Raw genomic sequence first — 22,521 nt, 5'->3', positions numbered from 1 at the left:
TATTTTTATCAACTTAAAGTTCTTTTCTTAATCTTGCGACAGGAATATTGAGCTGTTCACGATATTTTGCAATCGTTCTTCTGGCAATATTATACCCCTGTTCCTTCAGAATCACCACTAATGCATCATCTGTAAGCGGCTTTCTCTTATTTTCTTTGCTGATAACTTCCTGAAGATGGGTTTTGATCTCTTTGGTAGAAACCTCTTCTCCATCATCATTCGTTAAGCTGTCTGAGAACAGATCTTTTAAATATACAATACCGTTAGGAGTATCTGCATACTTACTTTTTACCACCCTTGAAATGGTAGAAATATCAAAACCTGTAATATCAGCAACATCTTTTAGAATCATTGGTTTCAGCGACTTTTCGTCTCCGGTAATGAAATAATCCTTCTGGAACTTTACAATGGCTGTAATCGTCTGTAATAATGTATTCTGACGCTGGTTAATGGCATCAATATACCATTTTGCAGCATCCAGCTTCTGTTTGATAAATAAAGCTGCCTGCTTGTGTTCCGATGAGTTTTTATCATGGGAATAGGTGGTCAGGATATCTTTATATTCTTCGGACACTCTTAATGTAGGTGCATTCTTGCTGTTCAGCATAGGAACTACCTGCCCGTCTTTCACCTGAATCACAAAGTCCGGAATAATTTCCTGATTAATGGTAATCGTCTGGGTATCAAAATTCCCTCCTACTTTCGGAGATAATTTTGAGATTTCATCCAGAGCATCTTTAAGATCATCTTCTTCAATATCATATTTCTGAATGATCTTGTTATAATGCTTATTGGTTAAAGCTTCAAACTGATGTCTTAAAATATTGGCAGCCAAAGAAACAGCTTTATCAGAGCTTACTTTCTTTTCAATCTGTAATAAAAGACATTCCTGCAGACCTCTTGCTCCTACTCCTGGCGGATCCAGCTTCTGAACATAATTTTCAAGGATATCCTCTACTCTTTCTTTAGTGGTATAGATTCCCTGTGAGAAAGCAAGATCATCAACTATTGATTTAATCTCTCTTCTCAGATATCCGTCTGTATCTAGATTCCCGATAAGGTATTCTGCAATCTTAAGATCTTCATCATTGATATTTACCAAATGAATCTGTTCTGTAAGATAATCATATAAAGACTGTCCTTCCGTTAAAAGACTCTCGTTATCAAATTCTTCATCATCCGGAGAGTAGTTGCTGGATGCGGTTTTATAGCTTGGTTCGTCGTCATAGATATATTCATTGACGTCGAAATCTGTCTCAATGCTTTCTGTACCCTCATCCTGATAAGCATCTTCCAGAGAAGAATACTCATCTTCCTTGGAATCTTCTTTCGCAATTTCCAAAGCTGGGTTTTCTTCTAACTCTCTTTCCAACTCCTCTTCAAATTCAAGAGTATGAAGCTGAATAAGCTTCATCAACTGGATCTGCTGAGGGGCCAGCTTCTGTCCTAATTTGAGTTGTAAGTGTTGTTTAAGCATATTCTTATTTACGTTTTAACATAACATATTCTACGAATTTAATAAATTTATTTGATAAAAAACACATTTAGCATGATTTTTGCATTACTTATCTTAATATAATAAACTATTAAATAATAAAAAAAGCCTTAACTTGTGATTAAGGCTTTTTTTATTGTTCTAGAATTCAGCGCTTTTCGGCGTTCTAGGGAAAGGGATTACATCTCTGATGTTCGTCATTCCCGTTACGAAAAGAACTAATCTTTCCAATCCTAAACCAAAGCCTGCATGCGGTACAGAACCGAATTTTCTGGTATCAAGGTACCACCAAAGCTCGTGTTCATCTACGTGCATATCTGCCATCTTCTGTTTCAAAACATCTAATCTTGCTTCTCTCTCTGATCCGCCAATGATCTCACCGATACCAGGGAAAAGAACATCCATAGCGGCAACGGTTTTGTTGTCATCGTTCAGTTTCATATAGAAAGCTTTGATTTCTTTCGGATAGTCAAATAATACTACCGGGCTTTCAAAGTGTTTTTCAACAAGGTATCTTTCATGCTCAGACTGAAGGTCTGTTCCCCATTTTTCAACCGGGTAAGCAAATTTTCCTTTTTTGTTTTCTTTAGAGTTCAATAAAATTTCGATGGCTTCTGTATAGCTTACACGCTTAAAACGCTTAGCGACAACATTCTGAAGTTTTTCGATAAGACCTTCTTTTGCTCTTTCTTTTTCCGGTTTTGTCTTTTGTTCTTCCGCAAAACGGTTGTCTAAGAATTCAAGATCATCTTTACAGTTATCCAATACATACTGGATCACATATTTTAAGAAATCTTCCGCAAGGTCGATATTGTCTTCAAGGTTGTTGAATGCCACTTCCGGCTCAATCATCCAGAATTCTGCAAGGTGTCTTGTGGTGTTAGAATTTTCAGCACGGAAAGTAGGTCCGAATGTATAGATTCTTCCCAATCCCATTGCAGCAGTTTCTCCTTCAAGTTGTCCTGAAACGGTAAGGTTTGTTTTTTTACCGAAGAAATCCTGTGCAAAATCAATTTCACCATCTTCAGTTTTCGGCATGTTATTCAGATCAAAGTTGGTTACCCCAAACATTTCACCTGCTCCTTCTGCATCAGCTCCTGTAATTACCGGTGTATTGATATAGAAAAACTGATTCTGGTTGAAGAATGAATGAACGGCAAAACTTACTGCGTGACGTACTCTGAATACTGCTCCGAAAAGGTTCGTTCTGAATCTTAAGTGAGCCTGCTCACGAAGTTTTTCAAGACTGTGTTTCTTAGGCTGAAGAATTGTACTCTGAAGTTCTTCCGTAAAGTTATCTCCTAAAATAATAATTTTTTTTGCGATAATTTCCACAGACTGTCCTGCTCCCTGGCTTTCCACCACTTCTCCTACTACTTTCAGGGAAGAAGCTGTACTTATATTCTTGATGATGGCTTCATCAAAATTTTCGAAATCAACAACTATCTGCAAATTATTAATCGTAGAACCATCATTAAGCGCAATAAAGCGATTAGCACGGAAGGATCTTACCCATCCGTAAACTGTAATGTCATGATGTAATACTTTCTTGTAATCCTTTAGGACTTCTTTGATCGTTTGCTTTTTCATTTGTTGATGATAAATTTTTTATATAAAAATTAATGTCTGCAAAGTTACAAAAAAACAGCGCAACTTGATGATTGCGCCGTCTTTAAAAATCATTTAACAAGTATTTAAACTTTCTGTTCAGGAAATTCACCTTTTCTTCTGCTGGCTCTTCTTCATTTTCAGGTACATTTCCACTCAATATTATCCTGAACTTCAATAAACTCCGAAATACCCGGAATGAACACACTTACACAATCACTTTTAAAAGAATAAAATATGATTTTATTCTGAGTTTTCATGGAATTAGTCTATTGTAAATGGTTATTAGTTTTTAAGTGATACGTTTGTGGTCATTACCGGGTCTTACATCCATTTTTAGACTATACTATACTTTTAAACTGTGGCGGATTCACCGGATTTATATTGTTTAATGATTTTTAAATGATCACTACACTTTACATCTTTAAACTCTGAACAATTTCTTCATTATTTATATTTTAGTTTTATTGGTTACTTTTTTAGTTTTCATCCTCTTCATTAATAATTTTTATGATACAATTCCTGACTTGTTTTTTTAAATGATCAACATTTTGGAACTGATATCTTGTATTGTGCACATACAAAATAAATGGTTGTGTTTTTACCTGAAGCAAAGATGCAGGAAGTGGAAGAATGACACAAGGGAATGCTTTATAGATTCATAAATTTATATACCTAAAAACATGAATTTATAAACAATAAACAACTAAAAAACAATAGATTAAACTTAATCCAAAGACATATTTTCAATTTCTTTCAAGTAGACAGAAAGTGGTGTTCCCGTTCGTTTTTTGAAGGCTAAAGTGAAAGCCTGCTCATTATTATATCCTAATTCTTCGGCAATAAAAGGAATTTTATAAGACCTGAATTTTTTGTCGTTGGCCAATCTGCTGATGGCATAATCAATACGAAGATCATTGAGATAGGTTGCAAAGTTTTTCCCTTTGTAAGTATTGATAATTTCTGACAGGTATTTTGAGTTTGTTTTTATTTTTTTTGCCAGACTTCCCAACGTAATTCCTTTATTCAAAAACTGATCTTTGCTTTCAAATATTTCAAGTTCATGTAAAATATTCCGGGCAATATCTTCAGAAATAGTTCTGGATGTTTTATCTTCTGGATTTTCTGGACTTTCTGAGACAAGAGGTTCTGATGAAATTTCTTTATTCATTTCCCGGTCATTGTTTTTTCCTACCCTGTTTTCATTAACGGATTGAATAAGGTCCTGGGCGATCTTCTTATAGTTCTTTTCAGACTTTTTATATTTAAAATAAACGTTGATAAATAGCAAATGTGAAATCAACAAAAGGCTCAGCACGATATAAAAAAGGCTTTTTCTTTTGGTAAGCTCATTGGTAATGTCATCTTTCTCCTGCTGCAGCTCCGGAGTATCATATCTTCTGGGAAGTTCTCTGGAAATATACCTGAACTGATTATCCAGAACCTGATCCACCTTTAAAAACCGGTCTACATAATACAGCTGCTTTTCTTTATCATTATTTTCTTTATAATAATCAATCAGGTAAGTGTATACATCTCTCAGCTCTGGATAAATATAATTTGTTTTAAGAACCAAAGAATCAATCTTTCGAAACAATTCTGCTGCTTTCTCTTTTTCCTGAAGTCCTGCATAAGATTTCCCCAAATACAGAAGGGTATAATTATGGTTTCTTTTACTGCCATTATTTTTGGTGAAGAAATACTTTTCACACTTCAATAAACCGTTAATCGCTTTCTGATAGTTTTTCAAATGCAGATGATAATATCCCAGCAGCCCAAGGTTCTGATAATAACGGTAAACATCTTTATTTTTTTTGGAATCCAATAAGCCTTCCTGTATCAATGCATAAGCAGAATCCATTTTATTGATCTCTATATAGGCATCTGCCAGATTCAATTTCAGAGAATTCTTTTCATCCTGATTCATATAATCGGCATCATAGGCATAATGTTTCAGAACTTTTGCTGTCTCGGCATGTTTTCCGATATAATTATTAAGATAGGCAATACTGGTATGCGCCATAGCAATCTGCCTTTTATTTCCTTTTTCTTTTGCATATTTTAATCCCAGGATATAATTGTTTAATGCAGCCTGGAGATTATTAGTTTTAAGATACAGGTTTCCTCTTAACAGATAGATTCTCGCCGGATAGATATTTTCTTTTGAATTTCTGGTGATGCGTTGTAAGCTGTCAAGGTATTTTAATGCATTGGGTAAATCTTCCTCAAAATGAATCATAACATATCCCTCAGCAATCTGGGGCATATTTTTTTCAGATTTAGCCTTTTTAAGATAAGAACCGGCAATACTTTTTGTACGGTTCGTATCTCCGGGCAAAGCCTTATAGAATTCATCTTCCAATTCTTTATAAGTCCTTTTTTCCGGAATTTTTTTTTCAGCATTATTGGTCTGTGCATGAAAAAACACATTTCCAATAACCAATAACATTAGTAAATATTTTAATTTCATCACTCATCCTGGCTATATTACAAAAATATTATTTTTCTTCAGTAGATGCACCACTCCTTTTGCTTTTTTCCATGTATTAATCAATATTTTCGTTAAAATCAATGATGATAAATCAACAAAGAGAGAGTACATAGTAAAATTACACTCTCTCAAAAAATCACTTCCACTCTACTTTTCCTTCCATATAATATACCCTTCCCTTATCTTCATAAAGAAGATCATATCCCTGAGAGGTCAGATAAAAATGGCAGACTTTAGTTTCGTTTCTTTCTTTAAAATCTATAACTGCAGGACACATTTTCGCCTGATCCATTTTCTTCACCATTAAATCAAAATTTTTCTGAATATTTTTCCTGCTGTACAGTGATAGCATCCGGTCATCAATAAAGCGGATATATTTCAAAGATGAAAGTGGATAAGTAATTAATTTAAAAGATTCTCCCGCAAGCCTGGCAGCATTTTCATTGAAAAAATTCGTCATTGAAAGGCTGTCCTTTGTAATATTCTTCACCACACTTGATTCATATCTTTTCCCATCCGAAAATTCCATACTGTAGATCGCTTCCATTTTAATGGCAAAACCTTTCCCGGATTTTCTTAAATCTGTCAGATCTGTAAATTCTTTTCCTTTTTTAATGACAATCAAAACATTCCCTTCTCCAAAATCACAGTCATAATATTTTTTATAATCAAAAGGTTCTTCTGTTTGGGTATTCAATGTATCAACTGCTGTATTTTGTGAAAAAATACGGACGGACAGCATCAGTGAAAATAATATAAGTTTATAATTTTTCATAGTTGAATTATTTATGAGTTAAAAATCATTTAAAAGACAAGGTTAATTCCTATTCCGAAGCGAAATCCTTTAATGGGAAATGGTTTATACGTATGATATTCAAAGTTGTACCCGAATTCTGCACAAAAGAAATGATAAAAACTGATTCCCGCTTTGGGTGAAACCGCATAAGGCGAAACTCCTGCGCCCGCATACAAAGAGGATACTTCGGCACCGTCCCGGAACGAAACAACTTTTCTGAAATAATCAAACTCCGGAATGACCAGTAGTTTTCTTTCATCCCACCAGTTAAAATGACCTCTTAAGCTGTAGTAATTCTTATCCCCATCAGTCAGTTTTGTTCCTATGGACAAAAATGCTTTATTATCCATTGAAGTTCCTTCAATTCTGGTACTGAGAAGAATGACCAGCCATTTTTTTTCTTTAACTTCTTCAAATTGAGCCTTCATAAAGCCACAAAGAAATAGTACTGTAATGATAACAAACCTTCTCATAGCGTTTTATCTACTTTTTGTTTCTTAAAATTCCAGTTGATCAGAGGAAGCTTTCTTCTTCCATTCTCATTCCATCCTCCAATTTGTATTCCTCTGAAATCTTTACATTGATTGTACAAACCGATCTGTATTCCCCGGCATTTCTGCCCGATATTGGCCAATGGCGCTACAGAAACACCTTTCATCTCATGATGCAGATTAAAAAACGGAGAAACAGACATCCCATTCGTCACAGCATACGTATTGATATTACTCGAAACATTGATTTCCAGTCCATTGGTTACCGTAGGTTCCATATTGATGAGCGATAGCTGCAGTCCGTTAATGGTATTCATTTTTTCACGGGGAACAATTACATAATCATCATTAAGATTCCAATGATCAGGCTGTAAAGTAAAAAGCATGAGTGGTGGAAGAAAAATGCCCATCACATTAAAACCCATTCCTAATCCGTTCACTTTTTTAGGCTTAAAATGATCTTCCTCATCATAATATTTAAATAAAACTCCATTGACATTTCTCACATTTTTTGAAGGTGAAGCTGCAATCAGTCTTGGTTTCAAAGAATCTAATTTTAGACTGTCTGATGCATAAGCCAGACTATTGATTAAAAGACCTGCTACTAATAAAATTCGTTTTTTCATAACTCGTTATTTTAAATTACAGATCAAAATTATCCGCAGAAGACTCAGTTTCGAATGTGAAAAAAAATTAAAAAAAACATTCTGTTTGCGAAAATCGCAAAACGTGGGGTTGGAAGCAGGAAGAAAGAAGCCGGAAGTCACTTTGAGTGATCAATAGTAATAGTGATTATAAATCCAATTACTTTTAAATTGTTATTGATTTTTTCGACCTCTGATACTTCGCTTCTCGCAGCTTCAAGCTTCCGTCCTTCTCAACAGAAAATCAACAACTCTTTCCACAAAAAATACTACATTTGTGAAAATCACAAAACTATGCACCAGGAAGCTTTATTGAAGGAAATCCGAAGAAAAATTGGTGAGAAATCTTTAAATGATGAGATTGCCAACATTCTTAACATCAGCTATGATGCAGCTCACAGAAGGACTTCAATGAAAGCCAAGTTCAGTTTTGAGGAAGCTCTGGAACTCGCCAAATATTATCAGATCTCTCTGGATCAGTTTCTGGGAACGGAAAATCAGTTGGTGGTCAAAAGAACGCAACCTGTAAAAACCACCGAAGATCTTTTAAATTATTTCGAGAACTCTTTGAAAATTTTGAATGTTTTTCAGAACATCACCAATTCCAAAGTATTTTATTCTGCAAAAGACATCCCGTTTTTTTATACTATTTCAGATTCAATGCTGTCTCGTTTCAAGTTTTATGTCTGGATGAATTTATTGAACCAGGATAAGTTTTTAAGTCCGTTTCATGAGTTTACGATGGAATACCATTCTGTAAAAAACGAGATGCTGAAAGATCTTTATGATAAACAAAACGTAACGGAAATATGGAATGACACCACCATTATGAGTGCTTTAAGACAAATTTCGTTCTATTATGAAATGGGTTTATTAAAGAAAAATGATGTGGATCTTATTCTGGAAGATCTGAAAAAATTACTGGAAGGGCTCGAAATCAAAACACTTGAAAAAACTAATTTTCAGATCTATGTGAATGATTTAGTCATTTTAAATAACAGTATTTTATTTAAAAATGAAGAACAATGTTCCTTTTTTGTACCTTTCAGCATGTTCGGATATATGATGACCAATGATAAAATTACGTGTGAGGATTCTCTGAGCTATTTTGAGCATCAGATCAAAAATTCCAGATCGCTGAATGAATCCGGAAACAGGGAAAGAAAAATATTTTTCAATAAAATGTACGACCAGATTGACCGATTAAAACAAAATTTATCATAAAGACCTTCTATAGCTAACGAACTTTTGAGGGATATTTTTATGAAAAAGGGTATTTTAAAAAAGCAGGAAAGAAAAACTTATTTGCTTATTGCAAAACTATTCGTCTTTCTTTGAAGGAACCAGAAAAACATCGATAAGACCTTCAGGAAGTTCCATTTTGATGGTTCTTTCTTCTCTGTCCAATTCAAGAATCCAGTCTTTGATCATAGGAATAACCACTTCTTTCCCATCAAGATTGGTAATGAAATACACTTGCGCTGTCTGATCATTTACAGATCTGATCACGCCACAGTTGTTATCATCCTGATCAAAAATCTCGAATCCGATGATTTCGTGGTAGTAGAATTGTTTTCCTGAAAGTTTAGGCAGTGAAGCAAGTGGAAGGTAAACACTTTTACCCAACACCTGATCTACCATAGCCTCAGAAGAATTTTTGAATGCAAGATTCAGAGCATCCAGTTTGCTCCATGATGATTTTTCAATAAAAAATGGAACCAATAATCCGTTGATTTCAACGAATATTGATTCCAGTTTATTGTAAAGCTCGGGTTGATCGGTATCCAATTTAAGGATTACGTTACCCGCAAGTCCATGTCTGCGTGTGATTTTACCTAAAAAATAGCAATCTTCTTTACGCATAACAGGGTTTGTTCTTAAGCTTCAGTGTTTTCTTCAGTTTCAGCAGCAGGAGTTTCTCCTTCTGTAGCTTCAGCAACAACTTCTTCAGCAGGTGCATTTGCAGCTTCTTCAGCAGCTTTAGCATCAGCTTCAGCTTGTGCAGCAGCAGCAACTCTGGCTTCGTTTACTTTTACTTCAGCTTCTAAAGCAGCTTTCTTAGCATCAGCTTTAGCTGTAGCTAAACCGTCTACTTTACCTTGTACTTTAGCATCTTTAGCTTCTACCCAGGCATTGAATCTTTTTTCAGCTTCAGCTTCATCAAAAGCACCTTTAGCTACACCACCTTGTAAGTGTTTTTTGTAAAGAGCACCTTTGTAAGATAAAATAGCTCTAGCAGTATCAGTTGGCTGAGCACCGTTGTTTAACCACTTTACAGCAGAATCAACGTTCAATTCGATAGTTGCCGGGTTAGTAATTGGGTTGTAAGTACCTAGTTTTTCGATGAATCTACCATCTCTTCTAGCTCTAGAATCTGCAACCACGATGTGGAAAAAAGGCTTTCCTTTTTTACCGTGTCTTTGTAATCTGATTTTTACTGACATAATGTTTGAATTTTACGGGAACTCGTCCCAGTTAAATATTTAAGAGTGCAAAGATAATAAAAAAGTTTGAAGTAAAAAGCTCTGAGAGAAAAGTTTTATAAATTCAAATTGTTTTTTTAACTAAACAGTGCAAAAGAGAAGACTGTTGAAATAATAACAGAAATTAAAACAGCCATGAAAACAACAAAATTATCTCTTGTCTTTCCTGTAATCCCACAGATCACCAAATAGTTGATAATATAAGCAGGTATCATCAGAAAAAATGAAAACTGTCCGGTAGATGTAATCACAGCCTTAAAAAAAAGACTTCCAGTAAAAGAAGCTATTACAAGTCCTAAAAGGCTTTTGAAAATTATTTTCTTATCTATCTTATCGTTTTCTCTAACTTTTGAAAACTGATCAAATTTATTCAGAATAAAAATCTTCAAATCGCTGCTGCCAATCATTTCTGAAGAAATACTTTCAAGGATAGCATCTATATTTTCTCCTTTCTGTACTTTTTTGTGTACTTCAAATGAAATTCTCCCCTTTTCTTTGACTAGTATTTTTCTGTATTCTGCTGCTTTTACAAATTCATCATAATTGAATTTCTGACTGATGGCCTCACGCAATTCATCATTGACTTTGCCCGTATGATCAGTCATATGAAGATAAGCAGCATGCAAATCTTCCTCATTATAATTTCTGTAAATATCCTTCATTTTACACTTCACCCATATAGAAAAGTCCCAGACATTTCTGGTTTTCCTCAATAGTAAGAGAGTTTTTCAACTCGTCTACAATTTTGGGAGAACTCCAGTAGCAGCCGATATTATTTGCAGTGCAGGTAAGATACATATTCTGTACGGCCATTGATGTGGCTGCTATTTCTTCCCATTCCGGAACCATACCACTGAAATTGACTACGATAGAAACGACAACATTGGCTTTATTGATTTTGAAACCAATATCATTGTATTTTTTTTCCAGGAAAAGTGGTTCGGGTGTAGTGGCTTTATAGATAGCCTGCATTTCTGATGCCAGCTGTGCTTTTTCTTCCCCTTTGAATATTTTGAAACGCCAGGGTTTAGTACGTTTATGATTGGGAGCCAATGTAGCAGCGTTTAAAATCTCCTCCAAAACTTCCTGCGGGATTTCCGCATCGGTATAATCCTTCGGAAAAATACTTCTTCTTTGCTCTATGATTTCTTTTAAAATGGATGCATTATTCATGCCTGCAAATTTACAACATGAAATTCAATCCATTGCATTTAAAACATCAACTATTGATAGCTATTTTATAATTTTTATACGCTTTGTAATTACTTATGATAAAGGTTATAAGAATGATTAAGATCAATAATATCCCCAGCCATCTTTCATATTCTTCTCCTTCCACAGGATTCAGCATGTACAAGGCAATAAAACTTATAGCATACACCACTCCGGCCCTTATCCAATTACGGCCGGGATCTGGATATTCTTTTACCACACTTGCCTTGTTATAATTAAAAATTGGAAGCAGTTTATGCTGATCCCACACTACCAATATGAAAACAGCTATCATCATTAAAGATGTTATCATCCATGTTCCAGTAAAGGAGAGACTGATAGTAATGATCCATATATTAGTCAATATAGCCAGAAACATCAATGCTCCAAGTGTTGCGAAACGCTGAGTCATCAGTAGAATTCCGGCTGTTAGCTGTGCCAGTCCTAAGAAATTCCAATAAAAACCAGACCGATAAAGAGCTTCAAAGAAATACCCGATCGGATGATCTGTTGAAATTCTTGTGAACCTCTCCCCCAATAGCTTTACCAGTCCTGACGGAAAAAAAGCAAAGCCCACCAGATATCTCAGATGTATAATTACCCAATGATTGAACCTGCTGGTTCTTAAATTATCAAATTTCATGGTTATATATTTCTGATGTCCAAAATATTAAATAAAAAGAAAACTTCAAATAAATTTGAAGCTTTCTTTTATGATCCATTCATGATTTAGTTGTGAGGCAAAATTTGCTATGCACATTTATAATACTTCCACAATTTTCTGATGGATTTTGTTTAGGGTAAATTCATCGCCTGGTTTCATGCCCATCATTTTTTTTGCCATAGGACTTTCCGGAGATATCGCGTAAAACCTGTCTCCTTCAAAAAAGAATTCACCTAATGACACTGATATATAAAACCTGGCTTTGTTGGTGATGACCAGCGAGCCAAGCTGTACTCTTTCTGTAGCTGTATTCAGGACTTTTGCCATATTTATTTTAAGATCATTCAAAGCCCCCAGCTGTCGCTGCATCTGATAAATCTCCTCTTGCATCTCTTCTCTCATGCTGTCATATTTCGGAGTTTTTTTAATATCGCGGCTGGCTTCAAGGGTAAATTCAATAAAGTTTTTAAGCTTTTCAATTTTCTCTGCAATGATTGTCTTCACAAAGTCTCTGATATCACTTTTTTCAAATACAATCTTCTCCATACAATCGATTCTTTATATAAAGATAATATTTTTAGAATAATATTTCAATAACGTAATGGAAAATAACTTTTGAAAAATGGGCATTATCCGCAAAAATGAAAGTATAGAAGACTATGATTACACTCTATGAATAATAAAGCCCTGTAAACTTTACAAGGCTTTCTTATTATTTTTCGGCTAATTTCTTAAGATTATCCAGACCCTGACCAAACATTTTATCCATGTTATTATCCATCATAGGCTTCATAATCTTCATCATACTATTCAGTTCATTATCTATCATCCAGGTTACTCTGGTTCCATTCCCTTCACGAGTCAGCACAATATTAGCTTTTGCATATCCTTCAAAAGGTTCTATAAAGTGAAGTTTTGTCGCCATTTTCTGATTAGGGATCAGTTCGGTAATAGATTGTTCACCTTCCCCTACATTTTTATCTCCTTTCCAGTGATAAGAATCTCCTAATTTATCTCCTTCTCCTGAATAGGTAATCACAATGTTTTTATCGGCTTTGGAGAAAGGATCCCATTGGTTATATCCTTTTAAGTTCCCCGTATAAGTCCATACTTTTTCCTGGGGTGCGTTGATGACAACAGATTTTTCATAGTGATAGTCTTTACTGAAAGCCAGCACAGCAATGACAGCATAGATAAGAATCAGTACGATGATGATACCGATAATTTTTAAGAGTGTTTTCATAGTTTATATATTTAAGGTTATTTATTTAAATAATAATTTTCAAATCTGTTCTCAAAATTAAATAATCCCACATCACTCCATCTTTTCATATGACAAGATTAATTAAAGATAAGGTATTTTTGTCACAACTTGCCAGTGAGGCATTATTTTTGAGCATTTCAGCTGTGATTCCCAATGAATCATTACATTTACCTTATACAAAAAGATCCAAAAATGAATATTTTAACAGAAAAATTTAACACTCCATATCATTCAGCCCCGTTTGATGTCATTAAAAATGAAGATTATCTTCCGGCATTTAAAGATTTAATTCAACAATCTGAAGCAGAAATTGATGCGATTGTCAATAATTCTGAAGCTCCTACTTTTGAAAATGTTATTGAAGCATTGGCCTATTCCGGAGAACAGATGGATGTGGTATCCAATATTTTTTTCAATTTAAATTCTGCAGAGACCAGCGATGAAATTCAGCAGATTGCCCAGGAGGTTTCACCAATTTTAACGGAATATTCTTCAAAAATTTCTCAAAACGAAGCCCTTTTCAACAAAATTAAAAAAGTATATGATGAAAAGGAAAAATATAATCTGAATGAAGAGCAGGAAATGCTTTTGAATGAAACCTACAAAGGTTTTGTAAGAAGCGGTGCTTTACTGAATGAGGAAGACAAAGAAAAATTAAAGAAAATCAGCATGGATCTTTCTTTAAAATCTTTACAGTTCGGACAAAATGTACTGGCATCCACCAATGCTTATTTTAAACATATCACTAATAAAGAAGATCTTGCAGGAATTCCTGGGGCGATCATTGATCAATATGCTGAAGAAGCGAAAGAAAGGAATCTTGAAGGCTGGGTGGTCACTTTACAGTATCCAAGCTATATTCCATTCATGACCTATGCTGAAAACCGTGAACTGAGAAAGGAGCTGGCTTTAGCCAATGGTAAAAAGTCTTTCGATGGTGGTGAATTTGACAATCAGAATTTGATTAAAGAACTTCTGAATTTAAAACAACAAAAAGCTGAACTTTTAGGATATAAAAACTACGCTGATTTCGTTCTTGAAGAAAGAATGGCCAAGTCTCCGGTAAAAGTTTTGGATTTTTTAAATGAACTTCTGGCCAAAGCAAAACCGTATGCTGATAAAGAAATTGAAGAATTAAAAGCGTTAGCAAAAGCTGACGGAATTGAGGAAATGCAAGGTTACGACCATGCATTCTATGCTGAAAAACTTCGTAAGGCGAAATTTGATCTTAATGATGAAGAATTAAAACCCTATTTTCCGTTAAACCAGGTACAGGATGCTGTATTCGGGCTGGCTGGAGAACTTTTCGGACTGACTTTTGAGGAAAGAAATGACATTCCGAAATACCACGACGATGTAAAAGTATATGAAGTAAAAGAAATTATAGCGGTTTCCAGTACAGGAAAGACAGAATCTGATTATAAGGCGTTATTATACGTTGATTATTTTCCGAGAAAAGGAAAAAGAGCCGGCGCATGGATGACCAGCTACAAAAACCAATACAAGCGAAACGGGGAAAATTCCCGTCCTCATATTTCCATTGTCTGCAACTTCAGCAAACCAACAAAAGATACCCCTAGCTTACTGACTTTCCAGGAAGTGACTACTTTATTCCACGAGTTTGGGCATGCACTTCACGGGATGATGGCAGATACTCAATATCCTACTCTTTCCGGAACTTCTGTGAAATGGGACTTTGTAGAACTTCCGTCACAGTTTCTGGAAAATTTCTGCTATGAGCCGGAATTCTTAAAAACTTTTGCAACACATTATAAGACCGGAGAAGTACTTCCTGACGAAAAAATTGAAAAAATTGAGCAGTCTAAAAACTTCATGGAAGGATATCAGACTTTAAGACAGCTAGGTTTTGGACTTCTGGATATGAACTATCACACAAAAGTGGCAGAACTGGAAAACGAAAGCGTTAAAGAGTTTGAAGATAAATATACCCAAGCAACCACTCTTTACCCTTCTAATGCTGAAACAGCAATGAGCCCAAGTTTCTCACACATTTTCCAGGGAGGATATTCCGCAGGATATTATTCTTACAAATGGGCGGAAGTTCTGGATGCTGATGCTTTCCAGTATTTCAAAGAAAACGGAATTTTTAATCCTGAGATTGCAGCCAAATATAAAGTATTACTTTCTTCGGGCGGAACAAAAGATCCGATGGAGCTTTATAAAAATTTCAGAGGTAGTGAACCAAAAGTAGAAAGTTTGCTGAAAAGAGCGTTTGGATAGAATACAGACTGAGATGACGACAGAAAAAATTAACATGCTGGAAACTATTTTTAATCAATCTTTAAAAACAGCTCTTGACAATACTACTCCAGAAAAGATTGATGAAATTCTTGACAACAGAGATTCTGCAGAGTTTTCAGATGAATGGATGAAAGCGTATCAGGTGATTGAAGAAAAAACTTTTGATGAGGAAACAGAAGACCAGATAACTGATATCCGAAAGGAGATTTTTGTTTCCACTTTCAAAAGTACTGGTTCTTCGGATCTTCCGGCTTATATTTCGGATGATTTTGGTTTGATTTGCTCTTACTACATTCATCAGGTTGAAAACAGCTGGGTCACCAATTTGCTTTTCACCTATCTTCATCATCAGATTCCACAAGGTGAACTGATGAAAACAGAAAAAACAATGAAAAAACTGATCCCATAGATCAGAAAATACAATATAAAGAACAGCGATTGCTGTTCTTTTTGTTTTAAATTAGTAGCTCGATAATTTCAAAATCAATTCCTGATCCATGACCACCCAAGAACAAATTCAGGACTATATCAACAGCCAACCGGAAGTTAAACGTAATGATATGGAGGAACTCCATCAAATCATTCTCGAACTCATGCCGGATTGCCAGCTGTGGTTCCTCGATGGTAAAAACAGCGAAAACAAGACAGTTTCCAATCCCAATATCGGATATGGATCATATACCATGCAGTATGCTGGCGGAAAAACAAGAGATTTTTATCAGATTGGAATGAGCGCCAATACAACAGGTATTTCCCTTTATATCATGAATATCAGTGATAAAACTTATTTATCTAAAACCTATGGAGAAAAAATAGGTAAAGCCAGCGTCACTGGATATTGTATTAAGTTCAAAGCATTGAAAGATATCAATATTCAAATCCTGAAAGCTGCCATACTGGATGGACTTAAAGAGTAAAAAGCTAAATTTGCACATTAAGTAAGCATTCATTCTGTAATTTTAAATAATGAGCACGATAACAACAAGATTAGAAAACGTAAAAAAACTTCAGGCTAAAAGATGGGAAAATGAAGACCATTGGGACACTTTGAACGAGCTTTTAGTTAAAGAATTAGAGGAAATTTTACTTATTGAACCTGAAAATACTTCAGCTTTAATCAATATTGGTGCTATTTATTCTGATATGGGAGAAAATGAAATGGCTCTGGAGTATTTAAAAAAGGCATTGGATTTAGGTTCCAAAGACAAAAATCTTTTTGTAAATCTTGCCATTGTTCTTGTTTATATGGAAAAACATCAGGAAGAGTATTTGGAATATCTTGAAGAAGCGGAGGATAAAACGGAAGACCCTCTCACTTTTAAAGCCTATTTTGATCCTGAGTCCCGTTAAAAATCAATTCATTAAAAACAAAAAATCATGCTACTAGCCATATTACTCCCATTCTTATCTTTCATGGTCCGTGGAAAAGTTCTCACCGGAATCGTATGTCTGATTTTACAGATCACTCTGATCGGATGGCTTCCTGCTGCTATCTGGGCCGTACTTTCTTTAAATAATGCAAGAGCCGATAAAAGAAATGACAGGCTAATAAAAGCAATGCGGGAAAACAAAAGATAAAGCTTACTCAAAACCAACACAAACAACTGATTTAAAATCAATTAACAAACACCATCTATTATTTTCTAATTTTTGATTTATAATTTTCATGATAAAAATTTGCGAAACCGAAAAGTTGCATATATATTTGCAACCATATGGTTTCATTTAAAAATCATCATCTATGAGAAGAGATATTTTCCAGGCAATAGCAGATCCCACACGCAGGGCCATTATTGCGCTGATCGCAGTACAGGCAATGACACCCAATGCCATTGCAGAGCATTTTGATACCACAAGACAGGCTGTTTCAAAACACCTTAAAATCCTGACAGAATGTGAATTGGTGACTCAAAATCACCAGGGAAGGGAAATTTATTACTTGTTAGAAATTGATAAGATGAAAGAAATAGATCATTGGCTGGAACAATTCAGAAAAATCTGGGAAAGCCGTTTCGGGCAGCTTGATACTTTACTGACCACATTAAAAAGCCAGCAGAATAAAATTTAATACAACAACCAAACTATAAAATAGTATTATGAAACATCATCTTCAGTTCGATTTTCTTGCAGACAAAGAAAAGAACACCTTAACGATCAGACGTGAGTTTATGGCCAACCGACAATTGGTATGGGACTGCTACACAAAAAGTGAACTTCTGGACCGCTGGTTTGCCCCGAAACCACTGACCACAAAAACAAAATCAATGGAATTCCGTGAAGGCGGACACTGGCATTATGCTATGGTAGAGCCCAATGGAACAGAATATTGGGGCTGGGTAAGCTACCATAAGATCAACTCCATTGATTCTTATACTTCCAGCGATGCATTCTGTAATGAAAAAGGAGAAATCAACACAGACCTTCCTCAGGCAGAATGGGTAGTCACTTTCACGGATAAAAATGAAAACACCCTTGTAGAAACTATTGTCACCTATCAATCCTTAACTGATCTGGAAACCATTATCGAAATGGGTATGGAACAGGGAATGAGAGCTACATTGGAAAAACTTGACGAATTATTACTCACATTAAACCCATAAAAAATGAGCCAAAAAATCACAGTTTCTGCTACCATTAATGCAGATGCAAAAAAAGTATGGAATTATTACACAAATCCCGAAAACATCATCCAATGGAACTTTGCTGATCCTTCATGGCAGTGTCCTTCTGCTTCCAATGATATGAAAGTAGGCGGAAAATATGCGGCAAGAATGGAAGCTAAAGATGGAAGCTTCGGTTTCGACTTTGAGGCTGTATATGACGAAATAAAAGATGGGGAAAGCTTTAAGTACACTATGCCGGACGGAAGACAGGTACAGGTTGATTTTAAAGAAAAAGAGGGTCAGACCCATGTAGATGTAGCTTTCGATCCGGAAAACCAGAACCCTGAAGAAATGCAGAAAGCAGGCTGGCAGGCCATTCTCGATAATTTCAAAAAATACACAGAATCGAATTAAAAAATTCTCCCATGAGGATTGATATAAAGCTGGATCTTTTAGATTCAGCTTTTACTTTTTCAGTGATTAGAAAACCCTGAATTCCAATAATATTGTACATTTACTTTTCAAAGTCTGAATGGCTGAGTTCAAAGAACCTCAATTTTTGAAGCTATGAAAGAAAAGCTCTGGAAGATGTTGATTATCCTGCAGAAAAATTTGATGTAATACTCAGCTCACTCCCATTACATTATATAGAATCATTCGATGTTATTGCTCAGCACATCTATACATGGCTTACTCCCGGCGGATCTTTTGTATTTTCAGTAGAGCATCCTGTATTTACTGCGGAAGGCGGTCAGGACTGGATGTATGATACAAATGGTGAAAAAATCTGCTGGACCGTAGACCGATATTTTACAGAAAGAAAAAGAAACAATATTTTTTTGGGTGAAAATGTGACCCAATACCACCGTACTCTAACTTCTTATTTAAATACATTATTAAAGCACGGTTTCAAAATCAGAGAAATCATCGAGCCAAAGTCAACTCCGGACATGTTGAAAGAAATTCGTGAGATGAAAGAAGAACTCCGCAGACCTATGATGTTAGTCATTTCTGTTTCCAAATAATTTTATAGAATATCAACATTTTAAAATAAAAAAACAATCACCTATATTGTATAACATAGTAATAAAAATGTTTTATATCTTTGTATAACAAATTACATCGATATGATTATTAAAAAACTGATAACCACTCTTGCTTTGCTTCCATTTTTAAACAATACGATGGATGCTCAGTTACAATCAAAAGGATATGAAAAGAAAATTGACAGTATTATTCAAACTGAATTCGGAAATAAAAATGAACCGGGAGGTGTATTTCTGATCACTCAAAACGGAAAAAACCTGTACCGGAAAGCATTTGGTAAAGCCAATCTTGAACTCAATGTGAATATGACTCCGGACAATGTTTTCCAGATCGGTTCTATGACCAAACAGTTTACTGCCATAGCCATTCTGATGCTCGAGCAGCAAGGGAAACTCAATGTTAATAATCCTGTTTCCCAATACATCAAAGATTATCCCAACGGAGATAAGATCACTATTCATCATCTTCTGACGCATACTTCCGGAATAAAAGATTTTACGAAAATAAAATCGCTTTCTTCCATCGCTCAAAAAGAGATGAAACCTGAAGAGATGGTCAATTTTTTCAAAAACGAACCTGTAGATTTCGCTCCGGGAGAAAAATTTGATTACAACAATTCCGGCTATATTGTTTTGGGATATATTATCGAACTTGTTTCGGGGATCACTTATGAAAATTTTATTAAGAAAAATATTTTTGATAAGGCAGGAATGAATCATTCCTATTACGCTTCCGACAGAAAAGTTATTCCTCAAAGAGCATATGGCTACCACAAAAAAGAACAGGGATTTGTAAATAAAACCGTTATCAGTTTCAGCATTCCCTTTTCTTCCGGTTCATTGATGTCTACGGCAGATGATATGCTGAAATGGCAGCAGGCTTTACAGCAAAATCTATTGCTGGATTCAACAGAAACTCAAAAAGCTTTTCAGAAATATAAACTGAATAATGGTGAAGAATTTACTTACGGATACGGATGGCATTTGAAAGAGATCAATGGAATTTCTGACCGCGAGCATGGTGGAAGTGTCTTTGGATTTAAAAGCATGGGTATTTACATTCCCAGTGAAAATATCTACGTAATTGGCCTCAGCAACTGTGACTGCCACTCTCCTACTGAAATAACCAGAAATATGGCAAAAGCCACTTTAAATGAAATTAAAACCTCATCAAAAAAACAATAAAAGCAGTATTTATTTTTTATACCTCGTTTCAGGAAGAACATGATCCGGAACTTTAAAAATACAGATCATTACAAAAATCAGACAGAAAATATTAATCAGCAGAGCAACAGAGAAAGCATTGTTATAATGCTTTACAACAGGTTTTTCTCCAAGAAAATAATAAAAAATACTACCTACAGCAACTATTCCGACAATGGCTGCAATCTGCTGAAAAGTATTATAAACACCGGATGCATTCCCGATCAGCTTTTCAGACATTCCCGACAAAGCAATAGTAGCAAGCGATGGTATGACAGATCCTATTCCCAGTCCATGCAAAAATAACAGCAGACAGAAAACCGGAAAGCCAGTCTCCATTCTGAATAAAAACAACTGAAAGACAAGAACTACAATAATAAAGAAAAGTCCTGCTATCAGGGCTTTTTTGCCATATCTTAAAATCAGCTTTACTGAAAGAACGGAAGCCACAATAAAACCCAATCCCTGAAAAACTATAATCTCACCTGCATCTAAAGGACTGATCTTTAATCCATTTTGAAAAAAGAGAGACAGAATATAAAAATAAGAGTCCAGCATGATAAAAAAGAAGGAAACCGCTACAATCCCCAGGTTAAAGTTTGTAAAACGGAACAGTTCAAAATCAATCAGATAAGAACGTTTATTGTGGATTCTTTTCTTCTGATCTTTTATAAAAATGAACAAAATTCCGGCTGAAATAATCATTAATAACCCATTCTTGAAATTAAACCCTTCATGCTCAGACATAGTAAAGGCATAAGTAGCACAGAACAATCCTCCAGAAAGAACTAAAACACCGCCGGCATTAAAAGACTGCTGTACAGAAATTTTAGACTCATCCATTAGTTTCAGGGTAAAGAAAACAGCCGGTAAACATATGGGAATATTCATCAGGAAAATAAGTCTCCAGGGTTCTTCTATCATTGTCAGAGACGAAAAATAACCTCCAAGAAACTGCCCCAGAACAGTTCCTATTCCAATGGTAATCCCATACCAGCCCATCGCTTTGATACGTTTCTGATGATCAGGAAACATAATCTGTATCATGGAAAGTACCTGCGGAGCCATCATAGCAGCGCTTATCCCCTGCACAAACCTTGAAATAACCAGCTGCTCCGCACCTGCAGAAAGCCCACACGCAATGGAACTGACCATGAAAGCTAATAATCCGGTGATATAGATCTTTTTTCTTCCGTACAGATCTCCCAATCTTCCTCCGGTAATCAGTAAAGAAGCAAAACCGATAAGATAAGCTGCAATCATAAACTGCATTTCTCCATGAGAAGCATGAAGGTCTCTTTGTATCGAAGGTATGGACACATTGATGATAAAAATATCCATTATCGTCAACAACTGACCCAACAATATCACCAATAATTTCAAATACTTATATTTCATTTTTATATAGATATATCTATTTTTAATGTATCAAAAAAAAGTTAAGGCAATAAACCCTGAACAATTTTTTTCACCTGGTCAAAAGCATCATTTTGTCTATTGATCGTGGATGTAACAACTGCTCCCTCTATTAAAAGGAAAATATTTTCTGCTATTAAATCAGAATCTATCTTCTGCACTTGAACTGCATATTCATTAACGAGTGTTCTAATCATCTCTTTTTGTTTTTCTTTATGCTCTTTGACAAAACCGGAAACGGAAGGATTACCTTCTCCTATTTCGGACACAATTTTAATAAAGTGGCACCCTGCAAACTTTGAGGTCTGCTGCAGTTTTTTTCTGTAATCAATGAGGGTAAGAAGTTTTTCTCTCGGATCTGAAATTTTAGAGGTGCTGTTTTCAAACCCTTCAAACCAGCTAAGTTCCTCTTTGACAAGATAAGCCTGAAGAAGATCATTTTTAGATGAAAAGTGATTATACAAAGAACCAATGGCGATATCAGCTTCAGCAATAATCTGATTGATTCCCGTAGAATTGTACCCTTGTCTGTAAAACAGATCTGAAGCAACCCTGATAATTCTTTCGCGCACTTTTTCTTTTTTCATCGTAAAAATTTTTACAAAAGTAAATAAAAAATAGATAAGTCTATATATTTTTATAATTGAGATAAAATTCTATTTTAGATTCAGGAAATAATCTCCTGACTGTTATCATACCTAAAAAAGCAGACAAAAAATGTGTTTTTGCAGTAGCAGAATCTGAAGAATCAGAAGGAAACAGAATTGCACTTCATAAAACGGTAAAATAACCATACCATTCACAGCATATTAATTTTTTTAATACAGTTGACGCATATTTCGT

26 protein-coding genes are annotated in these 22,521 nt (G+C 35.1%); 11 read left to right on the top strand and 15 right to left on the bottom strand.

Annotation, left to right across the window (positions count from 1 at the left end; genetic code table 11):
• Window positions 1–13: 13 nt before the first annotated feature.
• From rpoN to C8D70_RS09195, 6 genes are all read right to left on the bottom strand, one after another.
• The gene (gene rpoN / locus C8D70_RS09220) at window positions 14–1,477 is read right to left on the bottom strand and encodes an RNA polymerase factor sigma-54 (protein ID WP_076596315.1); all 1,464 of its coding nucleotides are present in this window, start codon (window positions 1,475–1,477) and stop codon (window positions 14–16) included.
• Between the two features lie 159 nt (window positions 1,478–1,636).
• Window positions 1,637–3,085: an asparagine--tRNA ligase gene (asnS, locus tag C8D70_RS09215; RefSeq protein ID WP_076596316.1), complete on the bottom strand. Its 1,449-nt coding sequence runs from the start codon at window positions 3,083–3,085 to the stop codon at window positions 1,637–1,639.
• A 745-nt stretch (window positions 3,086–3,830) separates the two neighbouring features.
• Window positions 3,831–5,552 carry a helix-turn-helix domain-containing protein gene (locus C8D70_RS09210; RefSeq protein WP_168802050.1) on the bottom strand — a complete coding sequence of 574 codons (1,722 nt, stop codon included), beginning with the start codon at window positions 5,550–5,552 and terminating at the stop codon, window positions 3,831–3,833.
• 178 nt (window positions 5,553–5,730) lie between these two features.
• Window positions 5,731–6,369: a hypothetical protein gene (locus tag C8D70_RS09205; protein ID WP_110367119.1), complete on the bottom strand. Its 639-nt coding sequence runs from the start codon at window positions 6,367–6,369 to the stop codon at window positions 5,731–5,733.
• Between the two features lie 29 nt (window positions 6,370–6,398).
• Complete coding sequence (locus C8D70_RS09200; RefSeq protein WP_136523199.1) at window positions 6,399–6,863, bottom strand: hypothetical protein; 465 nt, start codon at window positions 6,861–6,863, stop codon at window positions 6,399–6,401.
• A complete protein-coding gene (locus C8D70_RS09195; protein ID WP_110367117.1) occupies window positions 6,860–7,507 on the bottom strand; it encodes a hypothetical protein in 648 nt (215 codons plus the stop codon). Before C8D70_RS09195 ends, C8D70_RS09200 begins: the two co-directional genes overlap by 4 nt.
• Before the next feature lie 195 nt (window positions 7,508–7,702).
• Between C8D70_RS09195 and C8D70_RS09190 the strand changes: the two genes are divergently transcribed.
• Window positions 7,703–8,749, top strand: coding sequence for a helix-turn-helix domain-containing protein (locus tag C8D70_RS09190; protein ID WP_228408009.1), 1,047 nt, complete (start codon window positions 7,703–7,705; stop codon window positions 8,747–8,749).
• Between the two features lie 96 nt (window positions 8,750–8,845).
• Here the strand turns inward: C8D70_RS09190 and rimM are convergent, their stop codons facing one another.
• The 7 genes from rimM to C8D70_RS09155 form a co-directional block, all read right to left on the bottom strand.
• Window positions 8,846–9,388, bottom strand: a complete 543-nt coding sequence (rimM, locus tag C8D70_RS09185; protein WP_110367116.1) for a ribosome maturation factor RimM — start codon at window positions 9,386–9,388, stop codon at window positions 8,846–8,848.
• 14 nt (window positions 9,389–9,402) lie between these two features.
• Window positions 9,403–9,969: a 30S ribosomal protein S16 gene (locus tag C8D70_RS09180; protein WP_110367115.1), complete on the bottom strand. Its 567-nt coding sequence runs from the start codon at window positions 9,967–9,969 to the stop codon at window positions 9,403–9,405.
• A gap of 116 nt (window positions 9,970–10,085) precedes the next feature.
• Entirely contained in the window at window positions 10,086–10,670 is a 585-nt protein-coding gene (locus tag C8D70_RS09175; RefSeq protein WP_110367114.1) for a hypothetical protein, read from the bottom strand.
• A gap of 1 nt (window position 10,671) precedes the next feature.
• Window positions 10,672–11,181 (bottom strand): nitroreductase, encoded by a 510-nt coding sequence (locus C8D70_RS09170; RefSeq protein WP_110367113.1) that lies wholly within the window; start codon window positions 11,179–11,181, stop codon window positions 10,672–10,674.
• A 46-nt stretch (window positions 11,182–11,227) separates the two neighbouring features.
• Entirely contained in the window at window positions 11,228–11,863 is a 636-nt protein-coding gene (locus C8D70_RS09165) for a DoxX family membrane protein (RefSeq protein WP_110367112.1), read from the bottom strand.
• Window positions 11,864–11,980: 117 nt separating this feature from the next.
• Window positions 11,981–12,430, bottom strand: coding sequence for a hypothetical protein (locus C8D70_RS09160; RefSeq protein WP_110367111.1), 450 nt, complete (start codon window positions 12,428–12,430; stop codon window positions 11,981–11,983).
• A gap of 166 nt (window positions 12,431–12,596) precedes the next feature.
• On the bottom strand, window positions 12,597–13,127 hold the full coding sequence (locus C8D70_RS09155; protein WP_110367110.1) for an SRPBCC family protein: 531 nt from the start codon (window positions 13,125–13,127) through the stop codon (window positions 12,597–12,599).
• Window positions 13,128–13,340: 213 nt separating this feature from the next.
• On the opposite strand from C8D70_RS09155, the gene C8D70_RS09150 reads away from it, so the two are divergent.
• The 10 genes from C8D70_RS09150 to C8D70_RS09105 all read left to right on the top strand — a co-directional run bounded on the left by C8D70_RS09150 (window position 13,341) and on the right by C8D70_RS09105 (window position 20,244).
• Window positions 13,341–15,389 (top strand): M3 family metallopeptidase, encoded by a 2,049-nt coding sequence (locus tag C8D70_RS09150; RefSeq protein ID WP_110367109.1) that lies wholly within the window; start codon window positions 13,341–13,343, stop codon window positions 15,387–15,389.
• Window positions 15,390–15,402: 13 nt separating this feature from the next.
• The gene (locus C8D70_RS09145; protein WP_110367108.1) at window positions 15,403–15,819 is read left to right on the top strand and encodes a hypothetical protein; all 417 of its coding nucleotides are present in this window, start codon (window positions 15,403–15,405) and stop codon (window positions 15,817–15,819) included.
• 88 nt (window positions 15,820–15,907) lie between these two features.
• Window positions 15,908–16,327, top strand: a complete 420-nt coding sequence (locus tag C8D70_RS09140; RefSeq protein WP_076596328.1) for a DUF1801 domain-containing protein — start codon at window positions 15,908–15,910, stop codon at window positions 16,325–16,327.
• A 49-nt stretch (window positions 16,328–16,376) separates the two neighbouring features.
• Window positions 16,377–16,760 carry a tetratricopeptide repeat protein gene (locus C8D70_RS09135; RefSeq protein ID WP_076596329.1) on the top strand — a complete coding sequence of 128 codons (384 nt, stop codon included), beginning with the start codon at window positions 16,377–16,379 and terminating at the stop codon, window positions 16,758–16,760.
• 27 nt (window positions 16,761–16,787) lie between these two features.
• On the top strand, window positions 16,788–16,988 hold the full coding sequence (locus tag C8D70_RS09130; protein WP_228402547.1) for a YqaE/Pmp3 family membrane protein: 201 nt from the start codon (window positions 16,788–16,790) through the stop codon (window positions 16,986–16,988).
• A gap of 163 nt (window positions 16,989–17,151) precedes the next feature.
• Window positions 17,152–17,478, top strand: a complete 327-nt coding sequence (locus C8D70_RS09125; RefSeq protein WP_076596331.1) for an ArsR/SmtB family transcription factor — start codon at window positions 17,152–17,154, stop codon at window positions 17,476–17,478.
• 28 nt (window positions 17,479–17,506) lie between these two features.
• Complete coding sequence (locus C8D70_RS09120; RefSeq protein WP_110367107.1) at window positions 17,507–18,010, top strand: SRPBCC domain-containing protein; 504 nt, start codon at window positions 17,507–17,509, stop codon at window positions 18,008–18,010.
• A gap of 3 nt (window positions 18,011–18,013) precedes the next feature.
• Window positions 18,014–18,427 (top strand): SRPBCC family protein, encoded by a 414-nt coding sequence (locus C8D70_RS09115; protein WP_110367106.1) that lies wholly within the window; start codon window positions 18,014–18,016, stop codon window positions 18,425–18,427.
• Between the two features lie 167 nt (window positions 18,428–18,594).
• Complete coding sequence (locus C8D70_RS09110) at window positions 18,595–19,038, top strand: class I SAM-dependent methyltransferase (protein ID WP_110367105.1); 444 nt, start codon at window positions 18,595–18,597, stop codon at window positions 19,036–19,038.
• Window positions 19,039–19,140: 102 nt separating this feature from the next.
• Window positions 19,141–20,244, top strand: a complete 1,104-nt coding sequence (locus C8D70_RS09105) for a serine hydrolase domain-containing protein (RefSeq protein WP_110367104.1) — start codon at window positions 19,141–19,143, stop codon at window positions 20,242–20,244.
• Between the two features lie 9 nt (window positions 20,245–20,253).
• Here the strand turns inward: C8D70_RS09105 and C8D70_RS09100 are convergent, their stop codons facing one another.
• Both C8D70_RS09100 and C8D70_RS09095 read right to left on the bottom strand, forming a co-directional pair.
• Window positions 20,254–21,660, bottom strand: a complete 1,407-nt coding sequence (locus tag C8D70_RS09100; protein WP_110367103.1) for an MFS transporter — start codon at window positions 21,658–21,660, stop codon at window positions 20,254–20,256.
• Between the two features lie 41 nt (window positions 21,661–21,701).
• On the bottom strand, window positions 21,702–22,265 hold the full coding sequence (locus C8D70_RS09095) for a TetR/AcrR family transcriptional regulator (protein WP_110367102.1): 564 nt from the start codon (window positions 22,263–22,265) through the stop codon (window positions 21,702–21,704).
• Between the last annotated feature and the right edge of the window lie 256 nt (window positions 22,266–22,521).

Origin of the sequence: Chryseobacterium sp. CBTAP 102, assembly GCF_003201365.1 — a bacterium.
GTDB lineage: Bacteria > Bacteroidota > Bacteroidia > Flavobacteriales > Weeksellaceae > Chryseobacterium > Chryseobacterium candidae.
The sequence above is the reverse complement of the archived record's forward strand: the minus strand, read 5'-3'. Positions and strand labels throughout refer to the sequence as shown.